Raw genomic sequence first — 26,128 nt, 5'->3', positions numbered from 1 at the left:
ACCGGGAGGAAGTGCCATGGACGTCATCTCCGTCATCCGTACGAAGCGGGACCGCGGGCGGCTCAGTGACGCGCAGATCGACTGGGTCGTCGACGCCTACACGCGCGGCGAGGTCGCCGACGAGCAGATGTCGGCCCTGGCCATGGCGATCTTCCTGAACGGCATGGACCGCGCCGAGATCGCCCGCTGGACGGCTGCGATGATCAACTCGGGCGAGCGGATGGACTTCTCGGTCCTTCCCCGCCCCGCCGCCGACAAGCACTCCACGGGCGGCGTCGGCGACAAGATCACCCTGCCGCTCGCCCCGCTGGTCGCGGCGTGCGGCGCGGCCGTGCCGCAGCTCTCCGGCCGGGGCCTCGGCCACACCGGCGGCACCCTCGACAAGCTGGAGTCCATCCCCGGCTGGCGCGCGAACATCTCCAATGAGGAGATGATGCGCACCCTGGAGGACGTCGGCGCCGTCATCTGCGCCCCCGGCAGCGGGCTCGCCCCCGCCGACAAGAAGCTCTACGCGCTGCGTGACGTCACCGCGACCGTGGAGTGCATCCCGCTGATCGCCTCGTCGATCATGTCGAAGAAGATCGCGGAGGGGACGGGCTCCCTCGTCCTGGACGTGAAGGTCGGCACCGGCGCGTTCATGCGGGAGCTGGAGCAGGCCCGCGAACTGGCCCGCACGATGGTCGGGCTCGGCGCCGACCACGGCCTGCCGACCGTCGCCCTGCTGACGGACATGAACACCCCGCTCGGCCGCACCGCGGGCAACGCGCTCGAAGTCCGCGAGTCCGTCGAGGTGTTGGCGGGCGGCGGCCCGGTGGACGTCGTCGAGCTGACCCTCGCCCTCGCCCGCGAAATGCTTGACGCGGCGGGCCTCAAGGACGCCGACCCGGCGAAGGCCCTCGCCGACGGCTCCGCGATGGACGCCTGGCGCCGGATGATCGCGGCCCAGGGCGGCGACCCGGACGCGGCGCTCCCCACGGCCCGCGAGACCCACGTCGTCACGGCCCCGTCCTCCGGCGTCCTCACCCGCCTCGACGCGATGGGCGTCGGCCTCGCCGCCTGGCGCCTCGGCGCGGGCCGCTCCCGCAAGGAGGACCCGGTCCAGGCGGCGGCCGGCATCGAACTCCACGCCAAGCCCGGCGACGAGGTGACCGCGGGCCAGCCCCTGCTCACCCTGCACACGGACACGCCCGAGCGGTTCGCGTACGCGCTTGAGTCGGTGGAGGGGGCGTACGACATCGCGGCGCCGGGGACGGAGTTCGCGGCGGGCCCGATCGTGCTGGAACGTATCGGCTGACCTGCAGCTTTCCCATTCGGGTGAACGGGATCGGTGGACCCGCACCGGTCCCGTTCGGCATGCTGGTATCGGTGACGACCGATTGGAGCACCGCCATGAGCGCACTCGCCGTCGAGCCAGAGCCCGCCGAGGGTTCCGGCTGGGACGAGATCGTCCGTATCTGGGAGGAGACGGACGCTCCCGAGGGCTGCAAGGTGGAGATCATCGAGGGGATCGTCACCTTGGCACCGCCACCGTCCGAAGAGCACAATGACGCCGCTGAGCTGCTTCAGCGCCTTCTCTATCAGGTCGTCCCGGAGGAATACGGGATCTATCAGACCCTGGGCTTGCTAGCCGCCGACGCGGCAGGCCTCTATATCCCCGACCTGTGCATCGTCCCGCGGACGGCGCTGCGTGAACGCCGACGCGTCCAGGCCGCCGAAGCCGAGCTGGTCGTCGAGATCACCTCGCGGAGCAACGCCAACCACGACAGGATCAAGAAGGCCCACGGTTACGCGAAGGCGGGCGTGCGGCTGTACCTGCTCCTGGACCCGTGGCTCAAGGGCAGGCCCACAGCGACCCTCTACGGTGATCCGTCCCACGGCACCTACCGCGTCCTCGCGTCGGTGGAGTACGGCGAGGAGCTGCCCCTCCCGGCCCCCTTCGAGATCACCCTCGACACGAAGGTGCTGCCTCTCAACGACTGAGGTCACCCCAGCAGCGCCGCCACCACGACCAGCACCGGCACCGAGGCCATCGTCGACAGCAGGATCGACTCACGGGCCAGGCGCTCGGCCACCCTGTAGCGGCTCGCGTACGTGTAGAGGTTCTGGGCCGCCGGGAGTGCCGAGGTCACCACCACGTCCAGGAGACGTTCTCCGCGCAGGCCGAAGACGAGCGAGGCCAACGCCCAGGCCGCGAACGGCTGGCCCACCGCCTTCAGGGCCGTCGAGAGAAGCACCGGTACGCGGTCCGCGCCGCGTCCGCCCGGCCAGGCGCTTCCGCACAGCGATATGCCGAACGCGATGAGGATCGCCGGGACCGACATGTTGCCGATCAGCTCCAGCGGGTCGAGCACGGGGGAGGGGACGGTGAAGCCCGTCGCCGACACCAGGACGCCGGACAGCGCCCCGATCGCGATCGGGTTGCGGAACGGGGTCAGGAGCCGCTGCCCCCAGGACTGCCGCGTCCCCGACGACTCCGACTCCGCGAGGTCCAGGATCGTCAGCGCCACCGGCCCCACGATGATCTGCTGGAAGAGCAGCACCGGCGCCACCAGCGACGCGTCACCGAGCACGTACACGGCGATCGGGATGCCGAGGTTCCCCGCGTTCACGTACGACGAGCACAGCGCGCCGACCGTCGTCCGGCCGGCACCCCAGCCGCGTACGACCCCCACCACCACGAAGACCCCGGCCATCGCGGCCGTGGACAGCGCCGTGACGAGCAGGCTCGGCGACAGGATCAGGGACAGGTCCGCCGTGGACAGCATTGTGAAGAGGAGCGCCGGGGTGGCCACGTGGAAGGCCAGTCTCGTCAGGACCTCACGGCCGCCCTCGCCCAGATAACCGCGCCGCCCGATGAGATAGCCGACCGCGATGACGATGGCGATGACCGCGAAACCGTTCAGAACCCCTTGCACGGGCTCCACCCTCGGACGCGGAGTAACCGCAGGTCAACGTCGATCCGACGCAACGTGACCCAGCCCACGCCACCGCGCCCCGCGTCGGCGGCGATGAATTCCGGCCGGACGCGCGGTCCTTCTCTGCATGGCCGCTTCCTCGACCCCTCCCGTCGTGACGATCGCCGGGCCGATCCGCCCCGGCGACGCCGCCGCCCTGTGCGACCGCGTCCGCGCCGCCCGCGACCGGGCCCCGGGCCGCGAGCCGACCGTCGTCTGTGACGTCTCGGGCGTCACCAGCACCGACTTCGTCACCGTCGACGCGCTGGCCCGGATGCAGCTCGCCGCACGGCGGGCCGGCGGCCGGATCCGGTTGCGCGATCCGTCCCCCGCCCTCGCCCTGCTGCTCCGGCTCTCCGGGCTGGCCGACGCGCTGGGCCTGGAGGCCACCAAGGCCACCGAGGGATCGGACGGCTCAGGCGTTTCAGGCGGTTCGGACGGCTCAGGCGGGCAGCCGCTCCGGAACGCCGAACAGCGGGAACCATCGCTTGCTGAGGTCCAGGAAGCAGTGGAAACCGGCGATCCGGCCCTCTGAGATCTCCAGGACCTGGATCGCCCACGGCACGAACCCGCCGCTGTCCGGGTCCGGCTTGTAGTGGGCGAACGCCGGTGTCCCGTTCGCCGACACCGGGAGCAGCCGCGAGCCCGCGCACTCGTGCCCGATCGTCGTCATGAAGCCCGTGATGTCGTCCGCGCCGCGCAGCCACAGGTCGAACGGCGGCATCGTCATGACGGCGTCCTCGGCGAGGAGCGCGGTGAGGGCCTTCATGTCGTAGCCCTCGAAGGCCGCGACATAGCGGGCGAGGAGCTTCTGCTGCTCCTCGTCCAGCGTGTCCGCCGTCGCCGAGTCGGCGGGCGGCGCGTCCGCGAGCGTGGCCCGCGCCCGCTGGAGCGCGCTGTTGACCGACGCCACCGACGTGTCGAGCAGCTCGGCGACCTCGCTCGCCTTCCACGCGAGGACCTCGCGCAGGATCAGCACCGCCCGCTGCTTGGCGGGCAGTTGCTGCAGGGCGGCGACGAACGCCAGCCGCACCGATTCCTTGGCCACCGCGGCCTCCGCCGGGTCGTGAACCGTGGGCAGGACGCGCGCGTCCGGCATCGGCTCCAGCCACACATTGTCCGGGCGCGGCGTCAGCGCGGCCTGCGCGAGCGGCGCCGCCGCCGTCAGGTCCATCGGCCTCGCCCGCTTGTTGCCCGCCTGGAGGGAGTCCAGGCACACGTTCGTCGCGATGCGGTACAGCCAGGAACGCAGCGAGGAGCGGCCCTCGAACGTGGCGAAGCTGCGCCAGGCCCGCACCATCGTGTCCTGCACGGCGTCCTCGGCCTCGAACGCCGAGCCCAGCATCCGGTAGCAGTACCCCGTCAGCTCGACCCGGTACTTCTCCAGGTCGTCCAGTTCGGCCTTCGTCGCAGTGTCGCTCATCGTCCAACGCCCCCATCGCCGCTGTGAATCGCTGTGAGCCCCAGCACTCCGCAAGCTACCGCAGCCCACTGACAACGGCCCCCGGACCGGCGATAAGCGCAGGTCAGGGGGGAGTTGACGAAACCCCTGGGGCGGACGTCAGGTGGCGGTCAGTGTGCGGCGGCCGTTCCCGCCGCCGCACGGCGGCCCTGGACCCGTGCCGCGTACGAGCCCCACAGCGTGACCGTCACGACGCCGAGCACGGCGACGACGCCCAGGCCGACCGTGCCCGCCCAGCCGCCCGCGTGGAAGGCGACGGCGCCGACGGCCGAGCCGACGCTGGAGCCGATGTAGTACGCGGACTGGTACAGGGCGGACGCCTGCGCCCGGCCGTGCGTCGCGGTGTGGCTGACGGACGACGACGCCGTGGCGTGCCCGGCGAAGAAGCCCGCCGTGATCAGGACCAGACCGAGCAGCACGACGAGGAGGTGCGGGACGAGCGCGAGGGCCAGCCCCGCCGTCGTCGTGCCCGCCGCAAGGTAGAGCGTTCCGCGCCGCCCGAGCCGCGCGACAAGGCGCCCTGCCGCCGCCGACGAGACCGTACCGACGAGGTAGACGAGGAAGATCGAGCCGACGATGCCCTGCGGCAGGGAGAACGGGGCGGCGGTGAGCCGGTAGCCGATCACCGTGTAGACCGCGCCGAAGACCAGCATGAACAGTGCGCCGATCACGTACAGGCGGCGGAGCAGCGGGTTGCCGAGGTGGTCGCCGACCGTCCTGGCCAGGGCGCGGGGCCGCAGCGAGCCCGGGGTGAAGTGGCGCGGCTCCGGGAGCAGCAGCCGGAACGCGACGGCGCAGGCCACGGCGAGCACGCCGATCGTGCCGACGGCCGCGCGCCAGCCCCACTCCTGCGCGATCCAGCCGCCGATGACCCGGCCGCTCATGCCGCCGATGGAGTTGCCCGCGACGAACAGGCCGATCGCGCCGACCAGGGCCTTCGGCCGTACTTCCTCGGCGAGGTAGGCCATCGCGGAGGCGGGCAGACCGGCGAGGGCCGCGCCTTGCAGCACGCGCAGGGCGATCAGTACGCCCAGGTTCGGCGCGAAGGGGACCAGCAGACCGACCGTGACGGCCACCGTCAGGGACGCCGTCATCAGGGTGCGCCGGCCGAACCGCTCGGACAGGGCGCTCAGCGGCAGCACGCACAGCGCGAGCGCGCCCGTCGCCCCGGAGACCGTCCAGCTCGCCGCGCTCGCGCTCGCCCCGAAGCCGCCGGAGACGAGGGGGAGCAGCGCCTGCGTGGAGTAGAGCAGGGCGAAGGTGGCGACACCGGCGAGGAAGAGGGCGAGGCTCATGCGGCGGTAGCCGGGCCCGCCCGGGGTCATCCGCGTATCACCGCAGGAGATGTCGGTCCCGTCGGCGACCGCGTCCACGGAGGCGGCCGCCCGGCTACTGGCAGCAGGCATGCAAGCACCGTAGGACGCCGTGATTCATGCGTCCAATGCATGAACGCCCCATAATCGTTCCCATGGAGCATCAGCGCAGCCAGGACGAGGACATCGTGCGGCTCCTCGCGCCCCGCCTCGCCTACTTCGCCGGGGTCGCCCGCACCGAGCACGTCACGCGCGCGGCGCACGAGATGCAGGTCCCGCAGTCGACGCTGTCGCGCGCCATGGTGCGGCTCGAGAAGGACCTCGGCGTCGACCTGTTCGCCCGTCACGGCCGCACCGTCTCCCTGACCCCGGCGGGCCGCACCTTCCTCACGTCGGTCGAGCGCGCGCTCGGTAAGGTGGAGAAGGCCGCCGAGTCCGTACGCGCCGACGCCGATCCCGAGTCGGGGAAGGTCGCCTTCGGCTTCCTGCACACCATGGGCACGGAAACGGTGCCCGGCCTGCTCCGCGCCTTCCGCGCGGACCACCCGCGCATTCGCTTCAGCCTCGTCCAGAACTACGGCGAGGCCATGCTGGAGCGGCTGCGCGCGGGCGAGCTCGATCTCTGCCTCACCTCGCCCGTGCCGGACGCCCCGGGGCTCGTCGCCCGTCGCCTGGACGAGCAGCGGCTGCGGCTGGTCGTCCCCGAGGACCACCGGCTCGCCGGGCGCAAGCGGATCCGGCTCGCGGAGACCGCCGACGAGTCCTTCGTGACGCTCGAACCCGGCTACGGCCTGCGCCGCATCACCGACGACCTGTGCGCGGAGGCGGGCTTCACGCCCCGCGTCGCCTTCGAGGGGGAGGAGGCGGAGACGCTGCGCGGCCTCGTCGCGGCGGGCCTCGGTGTGGCGCTCCTGCCGCCACCGGCCGTACCGCGTCCGGGGGTTGTCGAGCTGACGGTCACCGGGCAGCGCGCGGTCCGCGAGATCGGCGTGGCCTGGCTGGAAGGGCATCCGGACACGCCTCCGGTGGCGGCGTTCAAACAGTTCCTGCTCTCCAGGCGCGGCAAGCTGCTCCCGGAGTCCGACGCGCCTATTGGTTGAGCGATTCGCCGAACCCGGAGGCCAGTGGCATCCGCAGCCCCAGCGGCGGCGGCGCCGCGAGGGCGTCCTGCAACGGCCGCGAGAACGGGTGGCCGAACAAGGTGCCGAGCACGAAGTCCACGGCCAGGGCGGTCACTTCGGAGCGGTGCTGGGCGAGCCGGTGCCCGTCCGAGTGCACCTCGAAGCGGCACACATCCCGGTTGGCCTTCTTCGCCCGCTCGGCGAACCGGAACGACAACTCGGGGTCCGTGCGCCGGTCGTCGGTGCCGTGCACGATCAGCACCCGCCGCCCCGCGAGCTGTTTCACCGGATCGGGGGTCAGGGCGACGTCGTCCTCGGGCAGCCAGGGGGCGAGCGCGAGCACGGACTCGACGGCCGGGTGCCCGCCCGCGTGCAGGGCCGCCCGGCCGCCCATGTCGACGCCCATGAGGCAGACCGGCACGTCGCCGTAGCGGCGCACCACCTCGTCGGCGGCCCACTCGGCGTCCCGCGCGGTCTCGGCCTGCGCCCCGTTCCAGCCGCGGCTGCGGTAGTGCACGACGTGCGTGACCAGGCCCTCGTCCCGGCCGCGGCGCGTGAGTCTGCGCGCGAGCGGCCGCAGGGCCGCCGTCGCCAGCGGAAAGGGTCTGCGCGTGGACGTCTCCTCGCCCGCGGGCAGCAGCAGCACCACGCCGCCGACCGCCCCGGGCACGGGCCCGTTCGCCTTGCCGAGCCTCGCCGCGCGGACCGGCGTCGCTTGCTGCTGCATGACAGAACAGTGTCAGAACCACCGATGTACGCCACCCGTCCGTGGGGTCACTGTTACGTATCGACGGATCACTTTCTTCCACCGAACCGGAGCGATCTACGCGCGTAGGAGTTAGAGTGCGGAAATGACGAGCCAGCCCATCGTGCCCCGCCCCGACCGCCCTCAGGCTCCGACCCCTGAGCAGATCCGCCGCGCCCCCAAGGTCCTTCTGCACGACCACCTCGACGGCGGCCTGCGCCCCGGCACGGTCGTCGACCTCGCGCGCGAGCAGGGGTACGAGAACCTGCCCGAGACCGACCCGGACAAGCTCGGCCTCTGGTTCCGCGAGGCCGCCGACTCGGGGTCCCTGGAGCGGTACCTGGAGACGTTCGCGCACACCTGCGCGGTCATGCAGACGCGCGACGCCCTCGTGCGCGTCGCCGCCGAGTGCGCCGAGGACCTGGCCGAGGACGGCGTCGTCTACGCCGAGATCCGTTACGCGCCGGAGCAGCACCTGGAGGCCGGCCTCACCCTCGAAGAGGTCGTCGAGGCGGTCAACGAGGGCTTCCGCGAGGGCGAGCGCCGCGCGAAGGAGAACGGGCACCGCATCCGTGTCGGCGCCCTGCTCACCGCCATGCGCCACGCGGCCCGCGCGCTGGAGATCGCCGAACTCGCCAACCGCTACCGCGACCTGGGCGTCGTCGGCTTCGACATCGCGGGCGCGGAGGCGGGCTACCCTCCCACCCGCCACCTCGACGCGTTCGAGTACCTCAAGCGCGAGAACAACCACTTCACGATCCACGCCGGTGAGGCGTTCGGCCTGCCCTCCATCTGGCAGGCCCTGCAGTGGTGCGGCGCCGACCGCCTCGGCCACGGCGTGCGCATCATCGACGACATCCAGGTCGCCGACGACGGCACGGTCGAACTGGGCCGCCTCGCGAGCTACGTACGGGACAAGCGCGTGCCGCTGGAGATGTGCCCGACGTCCAACCTGCAGACCGGCGCCGCCAGTTCCTACGCCGAACACCCGATCGGGCTGCTGCGCGAGCTGCGGTTCCGGGTCACCGTCAACACGGACAACCGCCTCATGTCCGGTACGTCGATGAGCCGCGAGTTCGAGCACCTGGCCGACGCGTTCGGGTACACCCTCAGCGACTTCGAGTGGTTCACCGTGAACGCCCTCAAATCGGCCTTCATCCCGTTCGACGAGCGCCTGGCGATGATCAACGACGTCGTCAAGCCGCGCTACGCCGAACTGCGCGCGGAGTGGCTTTTCCGTTAAGCGTCAGGTCAACACGGGGTTGACGGCGAACGGGTCGTCGCCGTCCCGTGTTGACCCCGCTCCCTCTCCTGCCTGACCTGCGGTTTCCCCGTACGGTCGGCAGGGTGGCGGCGGGTGCCGAGTGGAGGTCGGTAGTAACTCCGGGGTGATCTCGCGTGTTTGCCGGGAACGGAACCGCGTCCCCCAGAACAAGGAACAAAGGACCCCATGAAGCAGTCTGCTGCCAAGACCCTCGGTGTCGCCGCTCTCGGTGCCGCCTTCGCCGTCGCCGGTGCCGGTGCCGCGAACGCCGCCGCTGTCACGGCCGTGCCCGATGTCGCAGGGACCGTCACCGACCTGACCTCTGGTCTCCCCCTCGACCAGCTGACCAGCTCGCTGCCCGCCGGCGGCCCCCAGGCCCTCGCCGGCGCGCAGAGCGCCGTGAACAACGGCCTGACCGCCGCCCAGCCCGTCGTGGAGAAGCTCACCGACGGCGGCGACCCGGTCAACAACCTGCTCGGCGGCCTGCCCACCAACTCGCTGCCCACCGAGGGCCTCCCGGTCGGCGGCGGCCTCCCCGCCCTCGGCTGACCCCGGCGCGGCGCACGACGAAGGGGCGCACCCCGCGAACTCGCGGGGTGCGCCCCTTCTCCGCTGCGTGGACCGCGCCGGGTCACCAGGCCTGGCGCGCCTTGTTCTCGCTCGGCAGCAGCACCCACAGCGCGATGTAGAGCAGGAACTGCGGGCCGGGCAGCAGGCACGAGAGCAGGAAGATCACGCGCATCGTGGTCGCGGAGGTGCCGAAGCGCCGTGCCAGCGCTGCGCACACTCCGCCGATCATCCGTCCGTTGGTGGGGCGGGCCAGGGCGGTCATGGTGGGCTCCTTCGCGAACCTTCGTCGTGTGGTGCGTACGTTGTGGTGCTTACGTATTCGAAGGTACGGCGGCGAGCAGGGCGAGGCATCGGCTCACGGGGCTACGCCGACCCTGGGAATCGTCGGGGTCGGACCCTGAGCCGGCTCCTGCTGGGGGAGGGGGGAGCGCTCGGCCCTGCGGCGGAGCCGGGCGCGCAGGGCGGGCACCACGGCGGCGTGCGCGAGGGCCACGCCCACCGTGTTGAGCAGCAGCGAGTCGATGTTCACGACCTGTCCTGGCACCCCGGTCTGCAGCAGCTCGATGCCGAGCGAGATCAGCGCCCCGGCCGCGACCGTGCGCACCAGCGAACCCCAGGTGGACACGTGCAGACGGCCGCCCGCCAGGGGCAGCAGCACACCGAGCGGCGCGAGCAGCGCGAGACCGGTGGCGATGCACCGGGCGCCCTGCCGCCAGCCGAGCGCCAGATCGGCCCGGATGGAGGCCAGCGGGTGCAGGTTCGCGGCGCTGACCCAGGGCACGTCCAGGGGGCGCAGCGTCACCCAGGCGACGAGAAGAAGATGCGCGGCCAGGAGGACGAGCCCTGCCGTACGGAAGCGGATGACGGCCCTGTGACCGTCCGAGCTGTGACGCTGCACGACCCCGTAGACGCCCCCGGTGGCACGATCGGTTCCGGGGACCCCACGATGAGCTGGGTCACGTCATGGGCCGCGATCAGCCCACCGTCTCGGCCGGGGCGGGCGCCATCCCCGGCCGGGCCTTCACCGCGTCCGAGCACTCGTAGCCGCGCAGCGGGTCGTCACCGGGACCGCCGAGGGCCACGTGGTCCTCGCCGTCGACGGCCACCTTGCTGTTCGCGAACGTACACACGATCTGGGCCAGGGCGTACGGCGACAGATCGTCCGGCGGCACGTTCAGGCGCAGCGCGTCCGCCGGGTCGCCCTTCCGCGGGCCCGAGACCTTCGTGTGGGAGCCGACGTCCGTCGTGTACCCGGCCTGCTTCTCCTTGGCCGACAGCGGCTTCGCCAGCTGCGCCAGAAGCTCCCGGGCGACACCGACGCGGTCGGAGGTCCGGTCGTACGGCACGGTCACCGTCCGGTCGACCGTGACGAGCTGCGACGTACAGACGAGGTACACCTGCACCCCGAACTCGCCCGCCGCCTGCGCCCGCACCCCCTCCGTACGGGACATCGCGCAGCCCACGCGCGTGGGCGCCGCGCCGAACTCGGTGGGCACCTCGGTCGGGCGGATGCCGCAGCCGGCGAGCAGCACCGCCGTGAGCCCGAGCAGCCCCGCCAGCCGTCCCCGCAGCCTCATGTGACGACACCGCCTTCCTGGGAGTTCTCGGCGCTCTCGGTGTCTTCGGTGTCCTCGGTGCCGCTCGCGTCCGCCGGGAGCCGCAGCGTGAACACGGCGCCGCCGTCAGGATCGTTGGCGGCGGTGATCTCGCCGCCGTGCACGTGGGCGTTCTCCAGGGCGATGGAGAGCCCGAGGCCGCTCCCCTCCGACCGGGGCCGGGAGGCGCTCGCCTTGTAGAACCGGTCGAAGACGTGCGGCAGGACGTCCTCGGGGATGCCGGGCCCGTGGTCGCGGACGGCGATGACGAGGTCGCCGCCGTCCCCGGGCTCCGTGCGCACCGAGACGTTCACCGGGGAGCCGCCGTGCTTGAGGGCGTTGCCGATCAGGTTGGCGAGGATCACGTCGAGGCGGCGCGGGTCGAGCCGTACGAGGTTGCCGCGCTCGGCGTCCAGCTCGACGGCGTCCAGCCAGGCGCGGGCGTCGATGCAGGCGGTGATCTGGTCGGCGATGTCGACGGTGTCGACGACGAGCTTGGCGGTGCCCGCGTCGAAGCGGGTGACCTCCATCAGATTCTCGACCAGGTCGTTCAGGCGCCGGGTCTCGCTGACGACAAGGCGGACCGCCGGCTCGATCATGGGGTCGACGGAGCCCGTCTCGGCGTCCAGCTCCTCCTCCAGGACCTCGGTGACGGCCGTGATCGCGGTCAGCGGCGTCCGCAGCTCGTGCGACATGTCGGCGACGAACCGGCGCGACGCCTCGTCCCGCGCGCTCATGTCCGCGACCTTCTTCTCCAGGTTCTCGGCCGCATTGTTGAACGTCCGCGACAGCTCGGCCAGCTCGTCCGTGCCGGACACGCGCAGCCTGGTGTCGAGCTTGCCCTCACCGAGCCGGCGCGCCGCCACGCCCAGCCGGTGCACCGGCTTCAGCACGGTCGTCGCCGCGGCCTGCGCGAGCAGCGCGGAGCCGATGAGCGCGAGGGCGGTGGCGATCCCGAGCGACCAGGCCAGCGAGTTCAGGTCCTTGGCCTCCGGTTCGAGCGACTTCAGCATGTAGCCGGTCGGCCCGCCGTTCACCTGCGCGCCACCCACCAGGTACGGGGTGTCGCCGCGCGTGATCCGCTGCCAGTACAGGTGGTACGGGTGCTTGTTGCTGTCGTCGACCGGCTGCTTCTTGTCCACCGCGGCCCGCAGGGAGCGCGGCACGTCGGCGACCGTGAACGCGTCGAGATCCGAATTGCCCACCACACGGCGGCCGTTCTCGTCCGTGTCGATGAGCAGCACGCTGAAGTGCTGGCTGCTGTCGGCCATCAGGTTCGCGGCGTGCTGCAGCTCGCCCTGCGTGGGGTGCTCGGGGAGCACGGCCGCCCGGTTCTGCATCTCCTGCTCGAAGTCGCTGAGCGCCGCGTCCTGGGTGCGGGTCAGCACGGCCTCGCGGTTGAGCCAGTACGCGATCCCGGACGCGGAGACGGCGGCCGTCAGGGCGACGAGCGCGAACACCACCACGAGGCGGAGCCGCAGGCTCGTGAAGCGGAGCCCCGCCGGTATCGCCTTCTTCGCCCCGGTCAGGCCGTGGGGCGTGTCGTGCGGAGAGGTGTCGTGCGGATCGGTCACTGAGGGGAGTCCAGCCGGTAGCCCACGCCGCGCACGGTACGGATCAGCGTCGGGGAGGACGGCACGTCCTCGACCTTGGCGCGCAGCCGCTGCACACAGGCGTCCACGAGCCGCGAGTCGCCCAGGTAGTCGTGCTCCCACACCAGGCGGAGCAGCTGCTGCCGGGAGAGCGCCTGACCGGGCCGCCGGGACAGTTCGAGCAGAAGACGCAGCTCGGTCGGGGTGAGCTGGAGGTCCTCCCCGTTCTTGGTGACGGTCATCGCGGCACGGTCGATCACCAGCGAACCGAACGACGCCGCATCGTTGGCCTCCCGCTCCCCACGGCGCAGCACCGCGCGGATACGGGCGTCGAGGACCCGGCCCTGAACGGGTTTGACCACGTAGTCGTCGGCCCCCGACTCCAGGCCCACCACCACGTCGATGTCGTCGCTGCGCGCCGTGAGCAGGATGATCGGCAACTGGTCCGTGCGCCGGATGCGGCGGCACACCTCGAACCCGTCGATGCCGGGCAGCATCACGTCGAGGACGATCAGATCCGGCCGCTGCTCGCGCAACAGCTTCAGACCGTCCTCACCGGTGGCAGCGGTGGCCACCCGGTGGCCCTGGCGGGTCAGTGACAGCTCCAGGGCCGTGCGGATGGCGTCGTCGTCCTCGATCAGCAACAGGGAAGGCACAGCCGCCATTCTGGCCCATGACAGGCCTTTAGTTCGACCGGGTGCGGCCGTCCCACACCCGACCCGCACAGCCGGAGCCCCTGTGACAGGTCTGTGACAGTCGAAGGACACCGCCATGAAGTCGCCCCGGCAAGCTTTTGGACATCGCACAGCAAGACGCGACGGAGCACAGAACGAATGACGGACGTACCGGACTCCACGACGGGGGGCGCGAGATGAACACGCTGCACAGCACCACATCAACCGCAGTTGTCACGCGCCTGCACGACCTGGGCCGGAGCGAGCGTCACGAGAAGTCCGGTGCCGTGAGCGGGCGGGGGTGCGCTCGCGGCGCCGGACGTCAGCACACCGCGTACATGACGGTGGTTGACGCGCCGGAGGCGGTGACCGAGGCGGTTGCTCACGGGGGAGCCGCGTACAGGGAGGCGGGGGAGCGGCGTACGTCGCTGTCGGAGGCCGAGTTCACGGCCTACGTCCAGGAACGCCGTGCCTCCCTGTACGCCACCGCCTACCACCTGACCGGCGACCGGTTCGAGGCCGAGGACCTGCTGCAGAGCGCCCTGTTCTCGACCTACCGCGCCTGGGACCGGATCAGCGACAAGGCCGCGGTCGGGGGCTACCTGCGCCGCACCATGACCAACCTGCACATCAGCGCCTGGCGGCGCCGCAAGCTCAACGAGTACCCGACCGAGGAGCTGCCGGAGACGGCCGGCGACACGGACGCGATGCGCGGCACCGAACTGCGGGCCGTGCTCTGGCAGGCGCTCGCCCGCCTGCCCGAACTGCAGCGCACCATGCTCGTGCTGCGCTACTACGAGGGCCGTACCGACCCCGAGATCGCCGAGATCCTGGACATCAGCGTCGGCACGGTGAAGTCGAGCATCTGGCGGTCGCTCCGGCGGCTGCGGGATGACGAGGTCCTGAGCTTCGGCCGGGACCAGGAGGAGAGCTTCGGGGAGCTTGTCGCCTGAGGGTCCCTCCGGGGGGGAAACGGGGGAAACGGGGGAAACGGGGGATAACGGGGGCCCCGCTCGGGGGAGCGGGGTGTTCGGGGGGAACAGGCGGGACCAGAGGGCCGGGGGGCCTTGCTGGTCCCGTCGCCTTTTGTGGGGCGGTCCTAGGACGTCTTTTGTGGGGCGGTCCTAGGACGTCGCCCGTGCCTTTGCTCTGCGGCCTGCCGCCGCCGCTGTCAGGCGGCCCAGGGCTTCCTTCTTGTCGCAGGCGTGGGCGCCGAGGGAGACGTGGCGGGCGACGATGCCCTTCTCCTCGCGCATCAGGCGCCAGCCGCGGCGCAGGAGGAACGGGACCGACTTGCGGCCCTCGCGCAGATCGCGCAGGAGGCGGCGGCGGAACGTCGTCGAGGGGCGGCCGCGCAGGCACAGGGCGTCGGCGAGGACGCCGAGTTCGCGGCACCGTTCCACGATGTCCGCCGCGAAGATGCCCTCCGCGATGAACAGGGGCGTGCGCTCGATGTCGAGCGCCGTCTCGCCCACTCGCGCGCTGGTGACCAGGGAGTAGACGGGGACGTTGGTACGTCCCTTCTCGCACAGCTCGACGATCGCGGCGAGCGCCGCGTCCATGTGCCAGGAGTCGGTCGAGTCCCAGTCGATGTCCGAACTGCCCGGCACGAGGGGCAGGGACGGGTCGTCCGCGTCCTTGTAGAAATCGTCGAGGCAGAGCACGGGAAGCCCGGAGCGGGCGGCGAACGACGACTTGCCGGAGCCGGAGGGCCCTGCGAGCAGGACGACCCGGGTCGGTATCGGAGGATGCGGACTCACGAGAGACCAGTGTGCGGCATGGACGCGGCAGGGCCGACCCCGCGTGGTGGTGATGTGGCAGGCGCCACGTTCAACTACTCTTCGTGGTTCTGTGATTACACAGAAGTGATTTCATGGAAGCGCATCGCACGAACGTCAGTTGGTACCCGGACCGAAAGGCTCAGGCGGAGAGATCATGGCTCGACACGCTGCCCGCAAGAACCCGTTGACGACCCACGGCGCCCGGCGCGCCCTGCTGTGCGCGGGGCTGACCGTGACCGCCGCCGGCGCGGTGGTCGGGGCGGGCGCCGTGACCGCGAGCGCCGCGCCCGCGCCCGACGCCGGCAGCGGCGTGGGGTCGCCCGTGCAGGCCGCCACCCAGGCGCTGACCGCCTCGACGACGCACGCGCTCGGGCCCATCAAGAACCTGAAGCTCGACCCGCTGGCGGGCACGGGCGCCGACCCGCTGGACAACGCGATCGGCACGCAGCTCGCCGACTTCAAGCCGGTCAGCACGGCGGCGCTGACCGGCCCGATCACCTCGGGCAGTTCACTGTCCGAGCTGCCGCTCGTCGGCACCGTGGTGGGCGTGCTCCCGGGCTGAGCCCCGCCCGGGGGCCGGAGCGGGGCGCGTGCGCAGAGGGGTCTCGCGCACCGCCCACGCGACGGCGAACGCCACCGCGCACAGCGCCGCCGTGCCGAGCGCGACCCCGTGCACCCCGTCGACGACGCTCGACCGGAACACGGCGGGCTCCGCGCCCTCCCGCACCCGCCCCGCGAACACCGAGCCGAGCACGGCCACCCCGAGCGAACCGCCGACCGTCCGCAGCAGCGTCTGCGTGCCGCTCGCCGCCCCGATGTCGCGGGGCTCCGCGCTGTTCATGGTGATCAGCAGCGCGGGCTGCATCAGGCAGCCGAGTCCGGCGCCGAGGAGCAGGGTCAGGGCCGAGGCCGCCCACACGGCCGTCCCGGTGTCGAGCAGCAGCAGGGCGAGCGCGCCCGACGTGGACAGCGCGCCGCCCAGGACCGGGTAGCGCCCGTACCGCCCGCCCGCGCCGGCCCTGCGGCCGATGTGCAGCTGCGCGGCCATCATGCCGAGCATCAGCGGGAGCAGCAGCAGTCCGCTCTGCGTCGCCGAGCGGCCCCGGACGAGCTGCGTGTACTGCGGCAGGAAACTGGCGGCGGCGAGCATCGCGGCCCCCGAGGTGAAGCTCAGGATCTGCGCGAGGGTGAAGTTGCGGTCCCGGAACAGGCGCGGCGGGATCACCGGTTCGTCCGCGCGCCGCTCGGCCCGGACGAACGCCGCGAACGCCGCCGCCGAGACCAGGGCGCACCCGATGACCTGCGGTGACGTCCACGCGTACGTCGTGCCCGCCCAGCTGGCCAGGAGGGTCAGGGCGAGGATCGCGGCGGTGAGGAGGGCGGCGCCCGCGATGTCGACACGGGCCCTGATCCGTTCCGTACGGACCCGGACGCCGGTCCCGATGATCGCGAGCGCCACGGCGCCGACCGGGAGGTTGACGTAGAAGACCCAGCGCCAGTCCAGCTGGTCGGTGAGGAAGCCGCCGAGCAGCGGGCCGCCGATCATGGCGGCGGGCAGCAGGACGCCCATGAGCGACTGCGCGCGGGCCGCCTCCGCCGGGGTCAGGAGCGTCCCGATGAGCGCGAGCGCGCCCACGAACAGACCGCCCGCGCCGACCCCCTGCACGGCACGGAAGGCGATCAACTGGCCCATGTCCTGCGCCAGTCCGCACAGCGCGGAGCCGACGAGGAAGAGGGTGATGGAGGCCAGATAGCTGCCCTTGCGGCCGTGGAGGTCGCCGAGCTTGCCCCACAGAGGGGTCGAGACGGCGGTGGTCAGCAGGTATGCCGTCACCACCCAGGACAGGTGTGCCACGCCTCCCAGGTCGTCGACGATGACCGGCAGCGCGGTGCCGACGATGGTGCCGTCGAGCGTGGCGAGCACGATGCCGAGCAGCAGCCCGGCGATCACGAGCCGGGACGGCGTCGCCGGCTCTTCTCCTTCCGTACGTGGACGCATTGCCTCCCCCTTCGGGCGTGCCACGGATGACGTGGCGTCAGGCCGGATACGGCCGGGTCCTCTTGGCGTCCCGCAGGGCGTGCGCCCACCAGGTGAGCTGGTCGAGCATCGCCTTCGCCGCCGTGTCCACCGCCGGGTCGTCGACGCGGCCGTCCGCCGCGAAGGCCCCGAAGGCGTTGTGGAAGCTGACCGTGTTGCGGATGGTCATGGCGTTCAGCTCGGCCATGACGACGCGCAGGTGCTCGACCGCGCGCAGGCCGCCCGACAGGCCGCCGTACGAGACGAAGGCGACCGGCTTGCCGTGCCACTGCTCGTTGTGCCAGTCGACGGCGTTCTTCAGGGCGGCCGGATAGCTGTGGTTGTACTCGGGCGTGACGAACACGAACGCGTCGGCGGCGGCGAGGCGCGGAGTCACGAGCGCGAGCGCCTCCGCCGTCCCGGGCGGCGGCTCCTGGCCGAACGCCGGCAGGACGGTGGGCAGCGGCGTCTCGGCCAGGTCGACGACGTCGGCGCGCAGGTCGTCGCGGTGGCCGAGGTGGCCCGTCAGCCACTTGGTGACGACGGGCGCGAAGCGGCCCTCACGGGTGGAGCCGACGAGGACGGCGACGCGGAGCGGTGCGCGGTCGGACGTGCCGGACGGGCCGGAGGTGCCGGACGGATCGGACGTGCCGGACGGGTCGGACGTGCCGGACGGGCCGGACATGGGAACCCCCTGTGTGCTCGGTCGATGTGTACGGCGTATCTCTTGGCGTACAATGTACACACGCAATGTGTACGCCGTCCACTGGGGATACGCTGTACACGTTCGACGAGGCGCGGAGAAAGGGGACGAACCGTGGCGGCACGGAAGGAAGAGGAGGGCGGCAAGGGGGAGAGCCGGCTGGTCGAGCCCTCGCTCTGGGAGCGCCTTGAGCGGCCCGCGCCCACCCAGCGCGCCTCACTGACCCTCGACCGGATCGCCGAGGCGGCCGTACAGCTCGCGGACGAGGAAGGCGCCACCGCCGTCACCATGCGGCGCCTCGCCACGAAGCTCGGGGTCGCGCCCATGGCCGCGTACCGGCACGTGTCCGGCAAGGACGATCTGTGGGCGCTCATGTTCGACCGGGTCTCGGCCCAGCTCACCGTGGCGGACGAGGTGGAGGACTGGCGCGAGGTGCTGCGCTCCATCGCCCTGCGGACGCGGGAGCTGATGCTGCGCCACCCCTGGCTCGGGCAGGTGCCGACGCCGCTGATCCAGCTCACCCCGGCCCGGATGGCCGTGGCCGAACGGCAGTTGCGGGCGCTGGCGGGACACGATCTGGACGCCGACTCGATGATGGCGGCGTTCCGCGCGGTCGGCGCGTTCGTGCACGGTGCGACACAGTCGGAGATCGCGCTGCGCGCGTACAAGCGGGACCACGGCTGGGAGAGCGGCGACGAGACGCGGCAGGCGCTCGCGCCGCAGATGAACTACCTGATGGGCACCGGCCGTTACCCCACGTACCGGAAGTACGCCCTGTCCGCGACGCGCAAGGACGACCCGGGGTGGGAGTTCGAGTTCGGCCTGGACTGCGTGCTCGACGGGATCGCGCAGCGGCTCGGCATCTGAGGGCGGATACGGAACGAGGCCCCGGCCTCTCCTGGACGGAGGAGGGGCCGGGGCCTCAGGTGTGCCGGGCGGGGCTAGTACGAGGAGCCGGACGCGCCCAGCGAACCCGTGGGGTGCCAGACCGTCTTGGTCTCCAGGAACTGCGTCAGGCGGTCCGTGCCCGGGTCCGCCGTGAAGTCCTCCACAGGCTGGGGACGGCGTACGCGCTTCAGATTGTCGGCCGCCGCGATCTCCAGCTCCTTGGCGAGAGCCGCGTCGGCGCCGGTCAGGTCGATGCCGTTGACGTCCTGGTGCGCGGCGAGCGACGGGGCGATCTCCGACGCCTTGCCGGACAGCAGGTTCACGACGCCGCCCGGCAGGTCGGAGGTGGCGAGCACCTCGCCGAGAGAGAGCGCCGGGAGCGGCGCCCTCTCGGAGGTGATCACGACCGCCGTGTTGCCCGACGCGATGACCGGGGCGATCACCGAGACGAGGCCCAGGAACGACGACTCCTGCGGCGCGAGGACCGTGACGACACCGGACGGCTCGGGCGTGGAGAGGTTGAGATACGGGCCCGCGACCGGGTTGGCGCCGCCCACGACCTGGCCGATCTTGTCGGTCCAGCCCGCGTACCAGACCCAGCGGTCGATCGCCGCGTCCACGACGGCCGCCGCCTTCGACTTGCCGAGGCCCTCCGCCGCGGCGACCTCGCGCACGAACTGCTCGCGGCGGCCCTCCAGCATCTCGGCGACGCGGTAAAGGATCTGCCCGCGGTTGTACGCGGTCGCGCCCGACCAGCCGCCGAACGCCTTGCGGGCGGCGACGACGGCGTCACGGCCGTCCTTGCGGGACGACAGCGGCGCGTTCGCCAGCCAGGTGCCCTTCGTGTCGGTCACTTCGTACACCCGGCCGCTCTCGGAACGCGGGAACTTCCCGCCCACGTACAGCTTGTAGGTCTTGAGGACGGACAGTCGCGTCGACTCGGAGTTGATGGTCTTCTCGGACTTGTCAGACATCGAGGTACGCCTCCAGGCCGTGGCGGCCGCCCTCGCGGCCGAAGCCCGACTCCTTGTAACCGCCGAACGGCGAGGTCGGGTCGAACTTGTTGAACGTGTTGGCCCAGACGACACCGGCCCGCAGCTTGTTCGCGACCGCCAGGATGCGCGAACCCTTCTCGGTCCAGATGCCCGCCGAGAGCCCGTACTGCGTGTTGTTGGCCTTGGCGACGGCCTCCTCCGGCGTGCGGAAGGAGAGCACGGACAGGACCGGGCCGAAGATCTCGTCGCGGGCGACGGTGTGCGCCTGCGTGACGTTCGTGAACAGCGTCGGCGCGAACCAGTAGCCGGACGACGGCAGCTCGCACGGCGCCGACCAGCGCTCGGCGCCCTCGGCCTCGCCGGTCTCGGCGAGCGCCGTGATCCGGGCGAGCTGCTCGGCGGAGTTGATCGCGCCGATGTCGGTGTTCTTGTCGAGCGGGTCGCCGAGGCGGAGGGTCGACAGGCGCCGCTTGAGCGAGTCCAGCAGCTCGTCCTGGATCGACTCCTGGACGAGGAGGCGCGAGCCCGCGCAGCAGACCTGGCCCTGGTTGAAGAAGATGCCGGTGACGATGCCCTCGACGGCCTGGTCGATCGGGGCGTCGTCGAAGACGATGTTCGCGCCCTTGCCGCCCAGTTCGAGCGTGACCTTCTTGTCCGTACCGGCGACGGTCCGGGCGATCTGCTTGCCGACGGCCGTGGAGCCGGTGAAGGCCACCTTGTTCACGTCGGGGTGCGCGACCAGCGCCGCGCCCGCGTCCCCGTAGCCGGGAAGGATGTTGACGACGCCCTTGGGCAGGCCCGCCTGGCGGCAGATGTCCGCGAAGAACAGGGCGGACAGCGGGGTCGTCTCGGCGGGCTTCAGGACCACCGTGTTGCCAGTGGCGAGCGCCGGGGCGATCTTCCACGCGAGCATCAGCAGCGGGAAGTTCCACGGGATGACCTGGCCCGCGACGCCGAGCGCCTTGGGGTCCGGCCCGTAGCCCGCGTGGCCGAGCTTGTCGGCCCAGCCCGCGTAGTAGAAGAAGTGCGCGGCGACGAGGGGGAGGTCGGCGTCCCTCGTCTCCTTGATGGGCTTTCCGTTGTCCAGCGTCTCCAGGACGGCCAGCTCGCGCGAGCGCTCCTGGATGATGCGGGCGATCCGGAACAGGTACTTCCCGCGCTCGGCGCCGGGCAGCGCCGACCATGTGGCGAACGCCTTGCGCGCGGCCTTCACGGCCCGCTCGACATCGGCCTCGCCGGCCTGCGCGACCTCGGAGAGGACCTCCTCGGTGGACGGGGAGACGGTCTTGAAGACCTTGCCGTCGGCGGCCTCGGTGAACTCGCCGTCGATGAACAGCCCGTAGGACGGGGCGATGTCGACGACCGAGCGCGACTCGGGCGCGGGCGCGTACGCGAATGCGGTGCTCAGGGGTGAGTTGGTCATGGTGTTCAGTCCACCGTCACGTAGTCGGGACCGGAGTAGCGGCCGGTTGCCAGCTTCTGGCGCTGCATCAGCAGGTCGCTCAGGAGGCTGGAGGCGCCGAACCGGAACCAGTGGTTGTCGAGCCAGTCCTCGCCCACGGTCTCGTTCACGATCACGAGGAACTTGACGGCGTCCTTCGAGGTACGGATGCCGCCGGCGGGCTTCACGCCGATCTGGACGCCGGTCGCCGCGCGGAAGTCGCGGACCGCCTCCAGCATCAGGAGCGTGTTGGCGGGGGTGGCGTTGACCCCCACCTTGCCCGTCGAGGTCTTGATGAAGTCGGCGCCCGCCAGCATGCCGATCCAGCTCGCGCGGCGGATGTTGTCGTACGTCGACAGTTCGCCGGTCTCGAAGATGACCTTCAGCCGGGCGGACCCGGAGGCCTCCTTCACGGCGCGGATCTCCTCGTAGACCTTCATGTACTTGCCGGCGAGGAAGGCGCCGCGGTCGATGACCATGTCGATCTCGTCGGCGCCCGCGGCGACGGCCTCGCGGACGTCACCCAGCTTCACGTCGAGCGCGGCGCGGCCCGCCGGGAAGGCGGTGGCGACCGAGGCGACCTTCACGTCCGTGCCGGCCACGGCCTCCTTCGCCGTCGCCACCATGTCCGGGTAGACGCAGACGGCGGCGGTGCGGGGAGCGGTGCGGTCGGTCGGGTCCGGGTGGGCGGCCTTCGCGCCGAGCGCCCGGACCTTGCCCGGGGTGTCGGCGCCCTCCAGGGTCGTCAGGTCGATCATCGAGATGGCCAGGTCGATGGCGTACGCCTTCGCCGTGGTCTTGATGGAACGGGTCCCGAGCGCGGCGGCACGGCTCTCCAGACCCACCGCGTCGACGCCAGGCAGTCCCTGGAGGAATCGGCGCAGCGTGGCCTCGGAGGCGGTGGCGTCTGCCAGCGCGTGTTCTTTGGCGGGGGATGCAGTGGGCATGGTCACGAGCTGAGCATATCTACGCGCGTAGCGGATGTATAGGGCCCGGGGTTCATCGGGTCCGGTATCAGCACCCGGCGCGGACGCCCGGCCCCGGGGCTCCGCCCCCATCCCCGCTCCTCGATAGCCGGAGGGGCTCGATCTCACGGAGGTCCTGGTCGGGCAAAGCGCGGCGTCAGGCAGAATCGGGGGTATGAGCAACCGCCCCCCTTCCTCCCCCGACCGGATCTACCGGTCACCCGCCGGTGTCGCCGGAGGCGTCGTGCTGTTGGTCCTCGGGGCCTGGCTCGGCGGGGACGCCGTGGTCAACGGGGAGGGGCGGACGCCGTGGCTGGCGCTCGCGGGGCTGCTGTTCGCGGCGCCGCTGGTGGTGGCGTTCACCATCCGCCCGGCCGTGTTCGGCAACGACGACCGGCTGCGCGTGCGCAACCCGTTCCGCGTCATCACCCTGCCCTGGGCGACCGTGGCGAGCTTCCGCTCGGGGTACTCCAACGAGGTGTTCGACGAGGCCGGCACCAAGTACCAGCTCTGGTCCATCCCGGTCTCCATGCGGGCCCGCCGCAAGGCGCAGCGTCGTCCCGTACGGCCCAAGGCGGGCGCCCGCGGGCGCGGGGCGACCGACGTCGAGGAGCTGACCCCGGAGGAGCGCCGCGCGCCCGCCGACAAGTCCATGGACGAGCTGCGCGAGCTGTGCGAGGCGCGGGCGGCGGCCAAGACGTCGCAGGGCGAGCCGCACGTCCGCTGGGCCTACGAGATCATCGCCCCGGCCGTCGCCGGGGCGGTTCTCCTCGTCGTCCTCGTCGCGCTGGGCTGAAGGACGGCTCAGCGCCGAAAGACGGCTCAGCTCCGAAAGACGGCTCAGATCCCGGCGGCGGCCGAGAGGTCGCGCTTGATCGCGGCCAGCCGGTCGGCCGCCGTCCCGTGCGCCTTGGGGAGCGCGGCGCGGTCGGCGACCGGCACCACGACCTCCAGGTAGCACTTGAGCTTGGGCTCGGTGCCGGACGGGCGGACGATGACCCGTGCGCCGTCCAGCGTGTAGCGCAGGCCGTCGGTGGGCGGCAGCCCGTTCGCACCCGCCGAGAGGTCCTCGGCGCGGGTCACGGCGAGCCCGGCCAGCTCGGTCGGCGGCTGCTCGCGCAGGCGCCGCATCGCGTCGGCGATGACCGACAGGTCCTCGACGCGGACGCTCAGCTGATCGGTGGCGTGCAGCCCGTGGGCGAGCGCGAGGTCGTCGAGCGCGTCCAGGAGGGTGCGGCCCTGTTCCTTGAGCTCACTGGCCAGCTCGGTGACGAGGAGCGCGGCCGTGATGCCGTCCTTGTCGCGTACGCCCTCGGGGTCGACGCAGTAGCCGAGCGCCTCCTCGTAGCCGTAGCGCAGGCCCTCGACGCGGGCGATCCACTTGAAGCCCGTCAGCGTCTCCTCGTACGGGAGGGACGCCGCCTCGGCGATCCGGCCGAGGAGGGAGGAGGAGACGATCGATTCCGCGAGGACACCCTCCACACCCCGCTCGACCAGGTGCGCCGCGAGGAGCGCGCCGACCTCGTCGCCGCGCAGCATCCGCCAGTCGGCGCCGTCCCTGACGGCCACCGCACAGCGGTCCGCGTCCGGGTCGTTGGCGATGATCAGGTCGCAGTCCACCGTCCTGGCCGTCGCGAAGGACAGGTCCATCGCGCCCGGCTCCTCCGGGTTCGGGAAGGCGACCGTCGGGAAGTCCGGGTCCGGCTCGGCCTGCTCGGGCACGAGGACCGGCTCGGGGAAGCCCGCGCGCGCGAAGGCGGCGAGGAGGGTGTCCTTGCCGACGCCGTGCATGGCCGTGTAGACGGTGCGGGCGGTGCGCGGGGAACCGGCGGCGAGGACCGCGTCCGTACGGGCGAGGTACGCCTCCAGGACCTCCTCGCCGAGCGTCTCCCAGCCGGACTCCGGGCGGGGCACGTCGTGCAGCGGGCCGACCGCGTCGATCTCGGCGGCGATCTCCGCGTCGGCGGGCGGCACGATCTGGGAGCCGTCGCCGAGGTAGACCTTGTAGCCGTTGTCGCGGGGCGGGTTGTGCGAGGCCGTGACCTCCACACCCGCGACGGCGCCCAGGTGCCGTATGGCGAACGCGAGGACGGGCGTCGGCAGCGGGCGCGGAAGCACCGCGGCGCGCAGCCCGGCGCCCACCATCACCGCGGCCGTGTCGCGCGCGAAGTCCGCGGACTTGTGGCGCGCGTCGTAGCCGATGACGACCACGCCGTCGGTCTGCCCCTTGGCCTTCAGGTACGCGGCGAGTCCCGCGGCGGCGCGGATGACCACCGCGCGGTTCATCCGCATCGGGCCCGCGCCCAGCTCGCCGCGCAGCCCGGCCGTGCCGAACTGCAGCGTCCCCGCGAAGCGCTCGCCGAGCGCGTCGAGGTCCCCGCCGTCGATGAGGGCGGCCAGCTCCTCGCGGGTCTCCTCGTCGGGATCCTCCGCCAGCCAGGTCTTCGCCCGGTCGAGCAGTTCGCTGCCTTGTACGGTCACGGTTGGCTTCCTTCAGACGTCGGCGTACGTACTACGGGTGCGACCAGGATCAGATCTTCGCGAGGACCTTGGTCAGCAGCTCGCCCATGCTCGCGGCGGAGTCACGGCCGGCCTGGAGGACCTCTTCGTGGTTCAGCGGCTCGCCGGACAGGCCCGCGGCCAGGTTGGTGACCAGGGAGATGCCGAGCACCTCCAGGCCCGCCTCACGGGCGGCGATGGCCTCCAGGACGGTGGACATGCCGACCAGGTCGGCGCCGAGGATGCCGGCCATGCGGACCTCGGCGGGGGTCTCGTAGTGCGGGCCGGGGAACTGGGCGTAGACGCCCTCCTCCAGGCTCGCGTCGATCTCCTGGCACATGGCGCGCAGGCGCGGCGAGTACACGTCGGTGAGGTCCACGAAGTTCGCGCCGACGATGGGCGAGGTGGCCGTCAGGTTCAGGTGGTCGGAGATGAGGACCGGCTGGCCGGGGCGCATGCCCTCGCGCAGACCGCCGCAGCCGTTGGTCAGCACGATGGTCTTGCAGCCCGCGGCGGCGGCGGTGCGCACGCCGTGCACGACGGAGGCGACCCCGCGCCCCTCGTAGTAGTGCGTGCGGCCGAGGAAGACCAGGGCGCGCTTCGGACCCACCTGGTACGAGCGGACCGTGCCCTTGTGCCCGGCCACGGCGGCGCCGCCCTGGCCCGGCAGCTCGGTGAAGGGGAACTCGGCGGCGGGCGTGCCCAGCGCCTCGGCGGCCGGTGCCCAGCCGGAGCCCATCACGAGGGCGACGTCGTGGGTCTCGGCACCGGTGAGCTCGCGCAGGCGCGCGGCGGCGATGTCGGCGGCGGCGTAGGCGTCGCCCGGCAGGTCTTCCGGAGTAACAGATGCGTTCACGCGTTTGAGAGTAGCCGGTGGAGTCCTACGCGCGTAGATGACGAGCCCGACGGTATTGCGATCGTTGTCTTGTCGTTTCCGACGAAAACCGGCCAGGGGCTTTTCGCCCATGGCCCGCGCAGGGCCCGTGTGCGGCCGACAAGGCTGCCCAGGGCCCGCGTGCTGGCGGCTAACAAGGCCGCTTGCGCAGCTCCATCACATAGTCGTGCGGGGCGCCCGCGGACTCGGCCGCGTCGGCGATCTCACCCAGGTAGCGCGCCGAGGGCAGCCCGCCCTCGTACCCGTTCAGGACGTACACCCAGGCGGGCTCCTCGCCCTCCAGGGTGTCGACGCGCACCCGCATCCGCCGGTAGATGTCGAGGCCGACGCCCTCCCAGCGGTCCATGGAGTCCTCGTCCATGGGCGCGATGTCGTAGAGCGCGACGAAGACCTGCGAGCGGGGCGCCTCCACGATCGTGGCCAGCGCTCCTTCCCAGCCCATGTGCTCGCCCCCGAACGTCAGCCGCCAGCCTTGCAGCCACCCGGTCGCGCGCAGCGGCGAGTGGGGGGCGCGGCGCGTCATGAGCCGCGGGTCGAGATTGCCGGCGTACGCGGCGTAGAGCGACATGGGTCCGAGGGTACGGCAGTTGCCGCGGGTGCTCCGTGCGAAGTGCTTGCCACCCCCGCCAGGGCACCACCTTGAGCGGTGCGGGA

General features: G+C 71.9%; 28 protein-coding genes. 10 read left to right on the top strand and 18 right to left on the bottom strand.

From position 1 onward, the window contains the following. Nucleotides 1–16: 16 nt before the first annotated feature. Both C1N81_RS20360 and C1N81_RS20355 read left to right on the top strand, forming a co-directional pair. Nucleotides 17–1,294: a thymidine phosphorylase gene (locus C1N81_RS20360; RefSeq protein ID WP_394431129.1), complete on the top strand. Its 1,278-nt coding sequence runs from the start codon at nt 17–19 to the stop codon at nt 1,292–1,294. 95 nt (nt 1,295–1,389) lie between these two features. Then, nucleotides 1,390–1,980: a Uma2 family endonuclease gene (locus C1N81_RS20355; protein ID WP_394431127.1), complete on the top strand. Its 591-nt coding sequence runs from the start codon at nt 1,390–1,392 to the stop codon at nt 1,978–1,980. Between the two features lie 2 nt (nt 1,981–1,982). Here C1N81_RS20355 and C1N81_RS20350 read toward each other — a convergent pair whose 3' ends face one another. After that, nucleotides 1,983–2,915 (bottom strand): AEC family transporter, encoded by a 933-nt coding sequence (locus C1N81_RS20350; protein ID WP_394431125.1) that lies wholly within the window; start codon nt 2,913–2,915, stop codon nt 1,983–1,985. Between the two features lie 127 nt (nt 2,916–3,042). Here C1N81_RS20350 and C1N81_RS20345 point away from each other — a divergent pair, with 127 nt between their 5' ends. Further along, nucleotides 3,043–3,489 carry an STAS domain-containing protein gene (locus C1N81_RS20345; RefSeq protein WP_394431123.1) on the top strand — a complete coding sequence of 149 codons (447 nt, stop codon included), beginning with the start codon at nt 3,043–3,045 and terminating at the stop codon, nt 3,487–3,489. Here C1N81_RS20345 and C1N81_RS20340 read toward each other — a convergent pair. Next, complete coding sequence (locus tag C1N81_RS20340) at nt 3,397–4,377, bottom strand: sigma-70 family RNA polymerase sigma factor (protein WP_394431121.1); 981 nt, start codon at nt 4,375–4,377, stop codon at nt 3,397–3,399. The two genes, C1N81_RS20345 and C1N81_RS20340, sit on opposite strands and share 93 nt — an antisense overlap. A gap of 149 nt (nt 4,378–4,526) precedes the next feature. Then, entirely contained in the window at nt 4,527–5,822 is a 1,296-nt protein-coding gene (locus C1N81_RS20335; RefSeq protein WP_394431119.1) for an MFS transporter, read from the bottom strand. A gap of 62 nt (nt 5,823–5,884) precedes the next feature. Here C1N81_RS20335 and C1N81_RS20330 point away from each other — a divergent pair, with 62 nt between their 5' ends. After that, the gene (locus tag C1N81_RS20330; protein ID WP_394431117.1) at nt 5,885–6,829 is read left to right on the top strand and encodes a LysR family transcriptional regulator; all 945 of its coding nucleotides are present in this window, start codon (nt 5,885–5,887) and stop codon (nt 6,827–6,829) included. On the opposite strand, the gene C1N81_RS20325 is transcribed toward C1N81_RS20330, so the two are convergent. Then, nucleotides 6,819–7,577, bottom strand: a complete 759-nt coding sequence (locus C1N81_RS20325; protein ID WP_394431115.1) for an alpha/beta hydrolase — start codon at nt 7,575–7,577, stop codon at nt 6,819–6,821. The genes C1N81_RS20330 and C1N81_RS20325 overlap by 11 nt on opposite strands. A gap of 124 nt (nt 7,578–7,701) precedes the next feature. Here C1N81_RS20325 and C1N81_RS20320 point away from each other — a divergent pair, with 124 nt between their 5' ends. Both C1N81_RS20320 and C1N81_RS20315 read left to right on the top strand, forming a co-directional pair. Beyond that, complete coding sequence (locus tag C1N81_RS20320) at nt 7,702–8,838, top strand: adenosine deaminase (RefSeq protein ID WP_394431113.1); 1,137 nt, start codon at nt 7,702–7,704, stop codon at nt 8,836–8,838. A 207-nt stretch (nt 8,839–9,045) separates the two neighbouring features. Beyond that, on the top strand, nt 9,046–9,408 hold the full coding sequence (locus C1N81_RS20315) for an ATP-binding protein (RefSeq protein ID WP_394431111.1): 363 nt from the start codon (nt 9,046–9,048) through the stop codon (nt 9,406–9,408). A gap of 82 nt (nt 9,409–9,490) precedes the next feature. On the opposite strand, the gene C1N81_RS20310 is transcribed toward C1N81_RS20315, so the two are convergent. From C1N81_RS20310 to afsQ1, 5 genes are all read right to left on the bottom strand, one after another. Beyond that, on the bottom strand, nt 9,491–9,691 hold the full coding sequence (locus C1N81_RS20310) for a PspC domain-containing protein (RefSeq protein WP_394431110.1): 201 nt from the start codon (nt 9,689–9,691) through the stop codon (nt 9,491–9,493). A 93-nt stretch (nt 9,692–9,784) separates the two neighbouring features. Further along, on the bottom strand, nt 9,785–10,327 hold the full coding sequence (locus tag C1N81_RS20305) for a VanZ family protein (RefSeq protein WP_394431108.1): 543 nt from the start codon (nt 10,325–10,327) through the stop codon (nt 9,785–9,787). Between the two features lie 76 nt (nt 10,328–10,403). Then, nucleotides 10,404–11,006 (bottom strand): hypothetical protein, encoded by a 603-nt coding sequence (locus tag C1N81_RS20300; protein ID WP_394431106.1) that lies wholly within the window; start codon nt 11,004–11,006, stop codon nt 10,404–10,406. Beyond that, entirely contained in the window at nt 11,003–12,598 is a 1,596-nt protein-coding gene (locus C1N81_RS20295) for an ATP-binding protein (protein ID WP_394431104.1), read from the bottom strand. Before C1N81_RS20295 ends, C1N81_RS20300 begins: the two co-directional genes overlap by 4 nt. Next, nucleotides 12,595–13,272: a two-component system response regulator AfsQ1 gene (afsQ1, locus tag C1N81_RS20290; RefSeq protein WP_161300939.1), complete on the bottom strand. Its 678-nt coding sequence runs from the start codon at nt 13,270–13,272 to the stop codon at nt 12,595–12,597. Before afsQ1 ends, C1N81_RS20295 begins: the two co-directional genes overlap by 4 nt. Nucleotides 13,273–13,487: 215 nt before the next feature. Between afsQ1 and C1N81_RS20285 the strand changes: the two genes are divergently transcribed. Next, on the top strand, nt 13,488–14,243 hold the full coding sequence (locus C1N81_RS20285; protein ID WP_394431102.1) for a SigE family RNA polymerase sigma factor: 756 nt from the start codon (nt 13,488–13,490) through the stop codon (nt 14,241–14,243). Between the two features lie 171 nt (nt 14,244–14,414). Here C1N81_RS20285 and C1N81_RS20280 read toward each other — a convergent pair whose 3' ends face one another. Next, the gene (locus C1N81_RS20280) at nt 14,415–15,050 is read right to left on the bottom strand and encodes a uridine kinase family protein (protein WP_394431100.1); all 636 of its coding nucleotides are present in this window, start codon (nt 15,048–15,050) and stop codon (nt 14,415–14,417) included. Between the two features lie 175 nt (nt 15,051–15,225). On the opposite strand from C1N81_RS20280, the gene C1N81_RS20275 reads away from it, so the two are divergent. Continuing rightward, complete coding sequence (locus tag C1N81_RS20275) at nt 15,226–15,633, top strand: hypothetical protein (RefSeq protein WP_394431098.1); 408 nt, start codon at nt 15,226–15,228, stop codon at nt 15,631–15,633. On the opposite strand, the gene C1N81_RS20270 is transcribed toward C1N81_RS20275, so the two are convergent. Together C1N81_RS20270 and C1N81_RS20265 are read right to left on the bottom strand one after the other, a co-directional pair. After that, entirely contained in the window at nt 15,580–17,070 is a 1,491-nt protein-coding gene (locus tag C1N81_RS20270) for an MDR family MFS transporter (RefSeq protein WP_394431096.1), read from the bottom strand. The two genes, C1N81_RS20275 and C1N81_RS20270, sit on opposite strands and share 54 nt — an antisense overlap. Nucleotides 17,071–17,107: 37 nt before the next feature. After that, nucleotides 17,108–17,773 carry an NADPH-dependent FMN reductase gene (locus C1N81_RS20265; RefSeq protein ID WP_394431094.1) on the bottom strand — a complete coding sequence of 222 codons (666 nt, stop codon included), beginning with the start codon at nt 17,771–17,773 and terminating at the stop codon, nt 17,108–17,110. A gap of 132 nt (nt 17,774–17,905) precedes the next feature. Between C1N81_RS20265 and C1N81_RS20260 the strand changes: the two genes are divergently transcribed. Next, on the top strand, nt 17,906–18,658 hold the full coding sequence (locus tag C1N81_RS20260) for a TetR/AcrR family transcriptional regulator (protein WP_394431092.1): 753 nt from the start codon (nt 17,906–17,908) through the stop codon (nt 18,656–18,658). A 74-nt stretch (nt 18,659–18,732) separates the two neighbouring features. Here C1N81_RS20260 and C1N81_RS20255 read toward each other — a convergent pair whose 3' ends face one another. The 3 genes from C1N81_RS20255 to deoC are packed head-to-tail and all read right to left on the bottom strand — an operon-like array spanning nt 18,733 to nt 22,068. Next, on the bottom strand, nt 18,733–19,653 hold the full coding sequence (locus C1N81_RS20255) for an aldehyde dehydrogenase family protein (RefSeq protein ID WP_394431090.1): 921 nt from the start codon (nt 19,651–19,653) through the stop codon (nt 18,733–18,735). After that, complete coding sequence (locus C1N81_RS20250; RefSeq protein ID WP_394438079.1) at nt 19,646–21,082, bottom strand: aldehyde dehydrogenase family protein; 1,437 nt, start codon at nt 21,080–21,082, stop codon at nt 19,646–19,648. Before C1N81_RS20250 ends, C1N81_RS20255 begins: the two co-directional genes overlap by 8 nt. Nucleotides 21,083–21,102: 20 nt before the next feature. Then, nucleotides 21,103–22,068 carry a deoxyribose-phosphate aldolase gene (gene deoC / locus C1N81_RS20245; RefSeq protein ID WP_394431089.1) on the bottom strand — a complete coding sequence of 322 codons (966 nt, stop codon included), beginning with the start codon at nt 22,066–22,068 and terminating at the stop codon, nt 21,103–21,105. A 187-nt stretch (nt 22,069–22,255) separates the two neighbouring features. On the opposite strand from deoC, the gene C1N81_RS20240 reads away from it, so the two are divergent. Beyond that, nucleotides 22,256–22,876, top strand: coding sequence for a PH domain-containing protein (locus C1N81_RS20240; RefSeq protein WP_394431087.1), 621 nt, complete (start codon nt 22,256–22,258; stop codon nt 22,874–22,876). Nucleotides 22,877–22,920: 44 nt separating this feature from the next. On the opposite strand, the gene C1N81_RS20235 is transcribed toward C1N81_RS20240, so the two are convergent. The 3 genes from C1N81_RS20235 to C1N81_RS20225 all read right to left on the bottom strand — a co-directional run bounded on the left by C1N81_RS20235 (nt 22,921) and on the right by C1N81_RS20225 (nt 26,042). After that, the gene (locus C1N81_RS20235) at nt 22,921–24,561 is read right to left on the bottom strand and encodes a phospho-sugar mutase (protein ID WP_394431085.1); all 1,641 of its coding nucleotides are present in this window, start codon (nt 24,559–24,561) and stop codon (nt 22,921–22,923) included. Nucleotides 24,562–24,610: 49 nt separating this feature from the next. After that, nucleotides 24,611–25,435 carry a purine-nucleoside phosphorylase gene (locus tag C1N81_RS20230; protein ID WP_394431083.1) on the bottom strand — a complete coding sequence of 275 codons (825 nt, stop codon included), beginning with the start codon at nt 25,433–25,435 and terminating at the stop codon, nt 24,611–24,613. A 169-nt stretch (nt 25,436–25,604) separates the two neighbouring features. Continuing rightward, nucleotides 25,605–26,042: a gamma-glutamylcyclotransferase gene (locus tag C1N81_RS20225; RefSeq protein ID WP_361072509.1), complete on the bottom strand. Its 438-nt coding sequence runs from the start codon at nt 26,040–26,042 to the stop codon at nt 25,605–25,607. Nucleotides 26,043–26,128 lie beyond the last annotated feature (86 nt).

Source organism: Streptomyces sp. SGAir0957 (genome assembly GCF_043523415.1).
Note: the sequence above shows the minus strand (reverse complement) of the source record. Positions and strands in the feature narration are given on the sequence as shown.

Excerpts from the sequence above, each read along its gene's own strand:
- C1N81_RS20225 (WP_361072509.1), bottom strand. The coding sequence starts at position 26,042 with ATGTCGCTCTACGCCGCGTACGCCGGCAATCTCGACCCGCGGCTCATG.
- C1N81_RS20320 (WP_394431113.1), top strand. The coding sequence starts at position 7,702 with ATGACGAGCCAGCCCATCGTGCCCCGCCCCGACCGCCCTCAGGCTCCG.
- C1N81_RS20270 (WP_394431096.1), bottom strand. The coding sequence starts at position 17,070 with ATGCGTCCACGTACGGAAGGAGAAGAGCCGGCGACGCCGTCCCGGCTC.
- C1N81_RS20310 (WP_394431110.1), bottom strand. The coding sequence starts at position 9,691 with ATGACCGCCCTGGCCCGCCCCACCAACGGACGGATGATCGGCGGAGTG.
- C1N81_RS20345 (WP_394431123.1), top strand. The coding sequence starts at position 3,043 with ATGGCCGCTTCCTCGACCCCTCCCGTCGTGACGATCGCCGGGCCGATC.
- C1N81_RS20265 (WP_394431094.1), bottom strand. The coding sequence starts at position 17,773 with ATGTCCGGCCCGTCCGGCACGTCCGACCCGTCCGGCACGTCCGATCCG.
- C1N81_RS20285 (WP_394431102.1), top strand. The coding sequence starts at position 13,488 with ATGAACACGCTGCACAGCACCACATCAACCGCAGTTGTCACGCGCCTG.
- C1N81_RS20360 (WP_394431129.1), top strand. The coding sequence starts at position 17 with ATGGACGTCATCTCCGTCATCCGTACGAAGCGGGACCGCGGGCGGCTC.
- C1N81_RS20240 (WP_394431087.1), top strand. The coding sequence starts at position 22,256 with ATGAGCAACCGCCCCCCTTCCTCCCCCGACCGGATCTACCGGTCACCC.
- C1N81_RS20330 (WP_394431117.1), top strand. The coding sequence starts at position 5,885 with ATGGAGCATCAGCGCAGCCAGGACGAGGACATCGTGCGGCTCCTCGCG.
- C1N81_RS20325 (WP_394431115.1), bottom strand. The coding sequence starts at position 7,577 with ATGCAGCAGCAAGCGACGCCGGTCCGCGCGGCGAGGCTCGGCAAGGCG.
- C1N81_RS20355 (WP_394431127.1), top strand. The coding sequence starts at position 1,390 with ATGAGCGCACTCGCCGTCGAGCCAGAGCCCGCCGAGGGTTCCGGCTGG.
- C1N81_RS20335 (WP_394431119.1), bottom strand. The coding sequence starts at position 5,822 with ATGCCTGCTGCCAGTAGCCGGGCGGCCGCCTCCGTGGACGCGGTCGCC.
- C1N81_RS20340 (WP_394431121.1), bottom strand. The coding sequence starts at position 4,377 with ATGAGCGACACTGCGACGAAGGCCGAACTGGACGACCTGGAGAAGTAC.
- C1N81_RS20255 (WP_394431090.1), bottom strand. The coding sequence starts at position 19,653 with ATGTCTGACAAGTCCGAGAAGACCATCAACTCCGAGTCGACGCGACTG.
- C1N81_RS20275 (WP_394431098.1), top strand. The coding sequence starts at position 15,226 with ATGGCTCGACACGCTGCCCGCAAGAACCCGTTGACGACCCACGGCGCC.
- C1N81_RS20315 (WP_394431111.1), top strand. The coding sequence starts at position 9,046 with ATGAAGCAGTCTGCTGCCAAGACCCTCGGTGTCGCCGCTCTCGGTGCC.
- C1N81_RS20300 (WP_394431106.1), bottom strand. The coding sequence starts at position 11,006 with ATGAGGCTGCGGGGACGGCTGGCGGGGCTGCTCGGGCTCACGGCGGTG.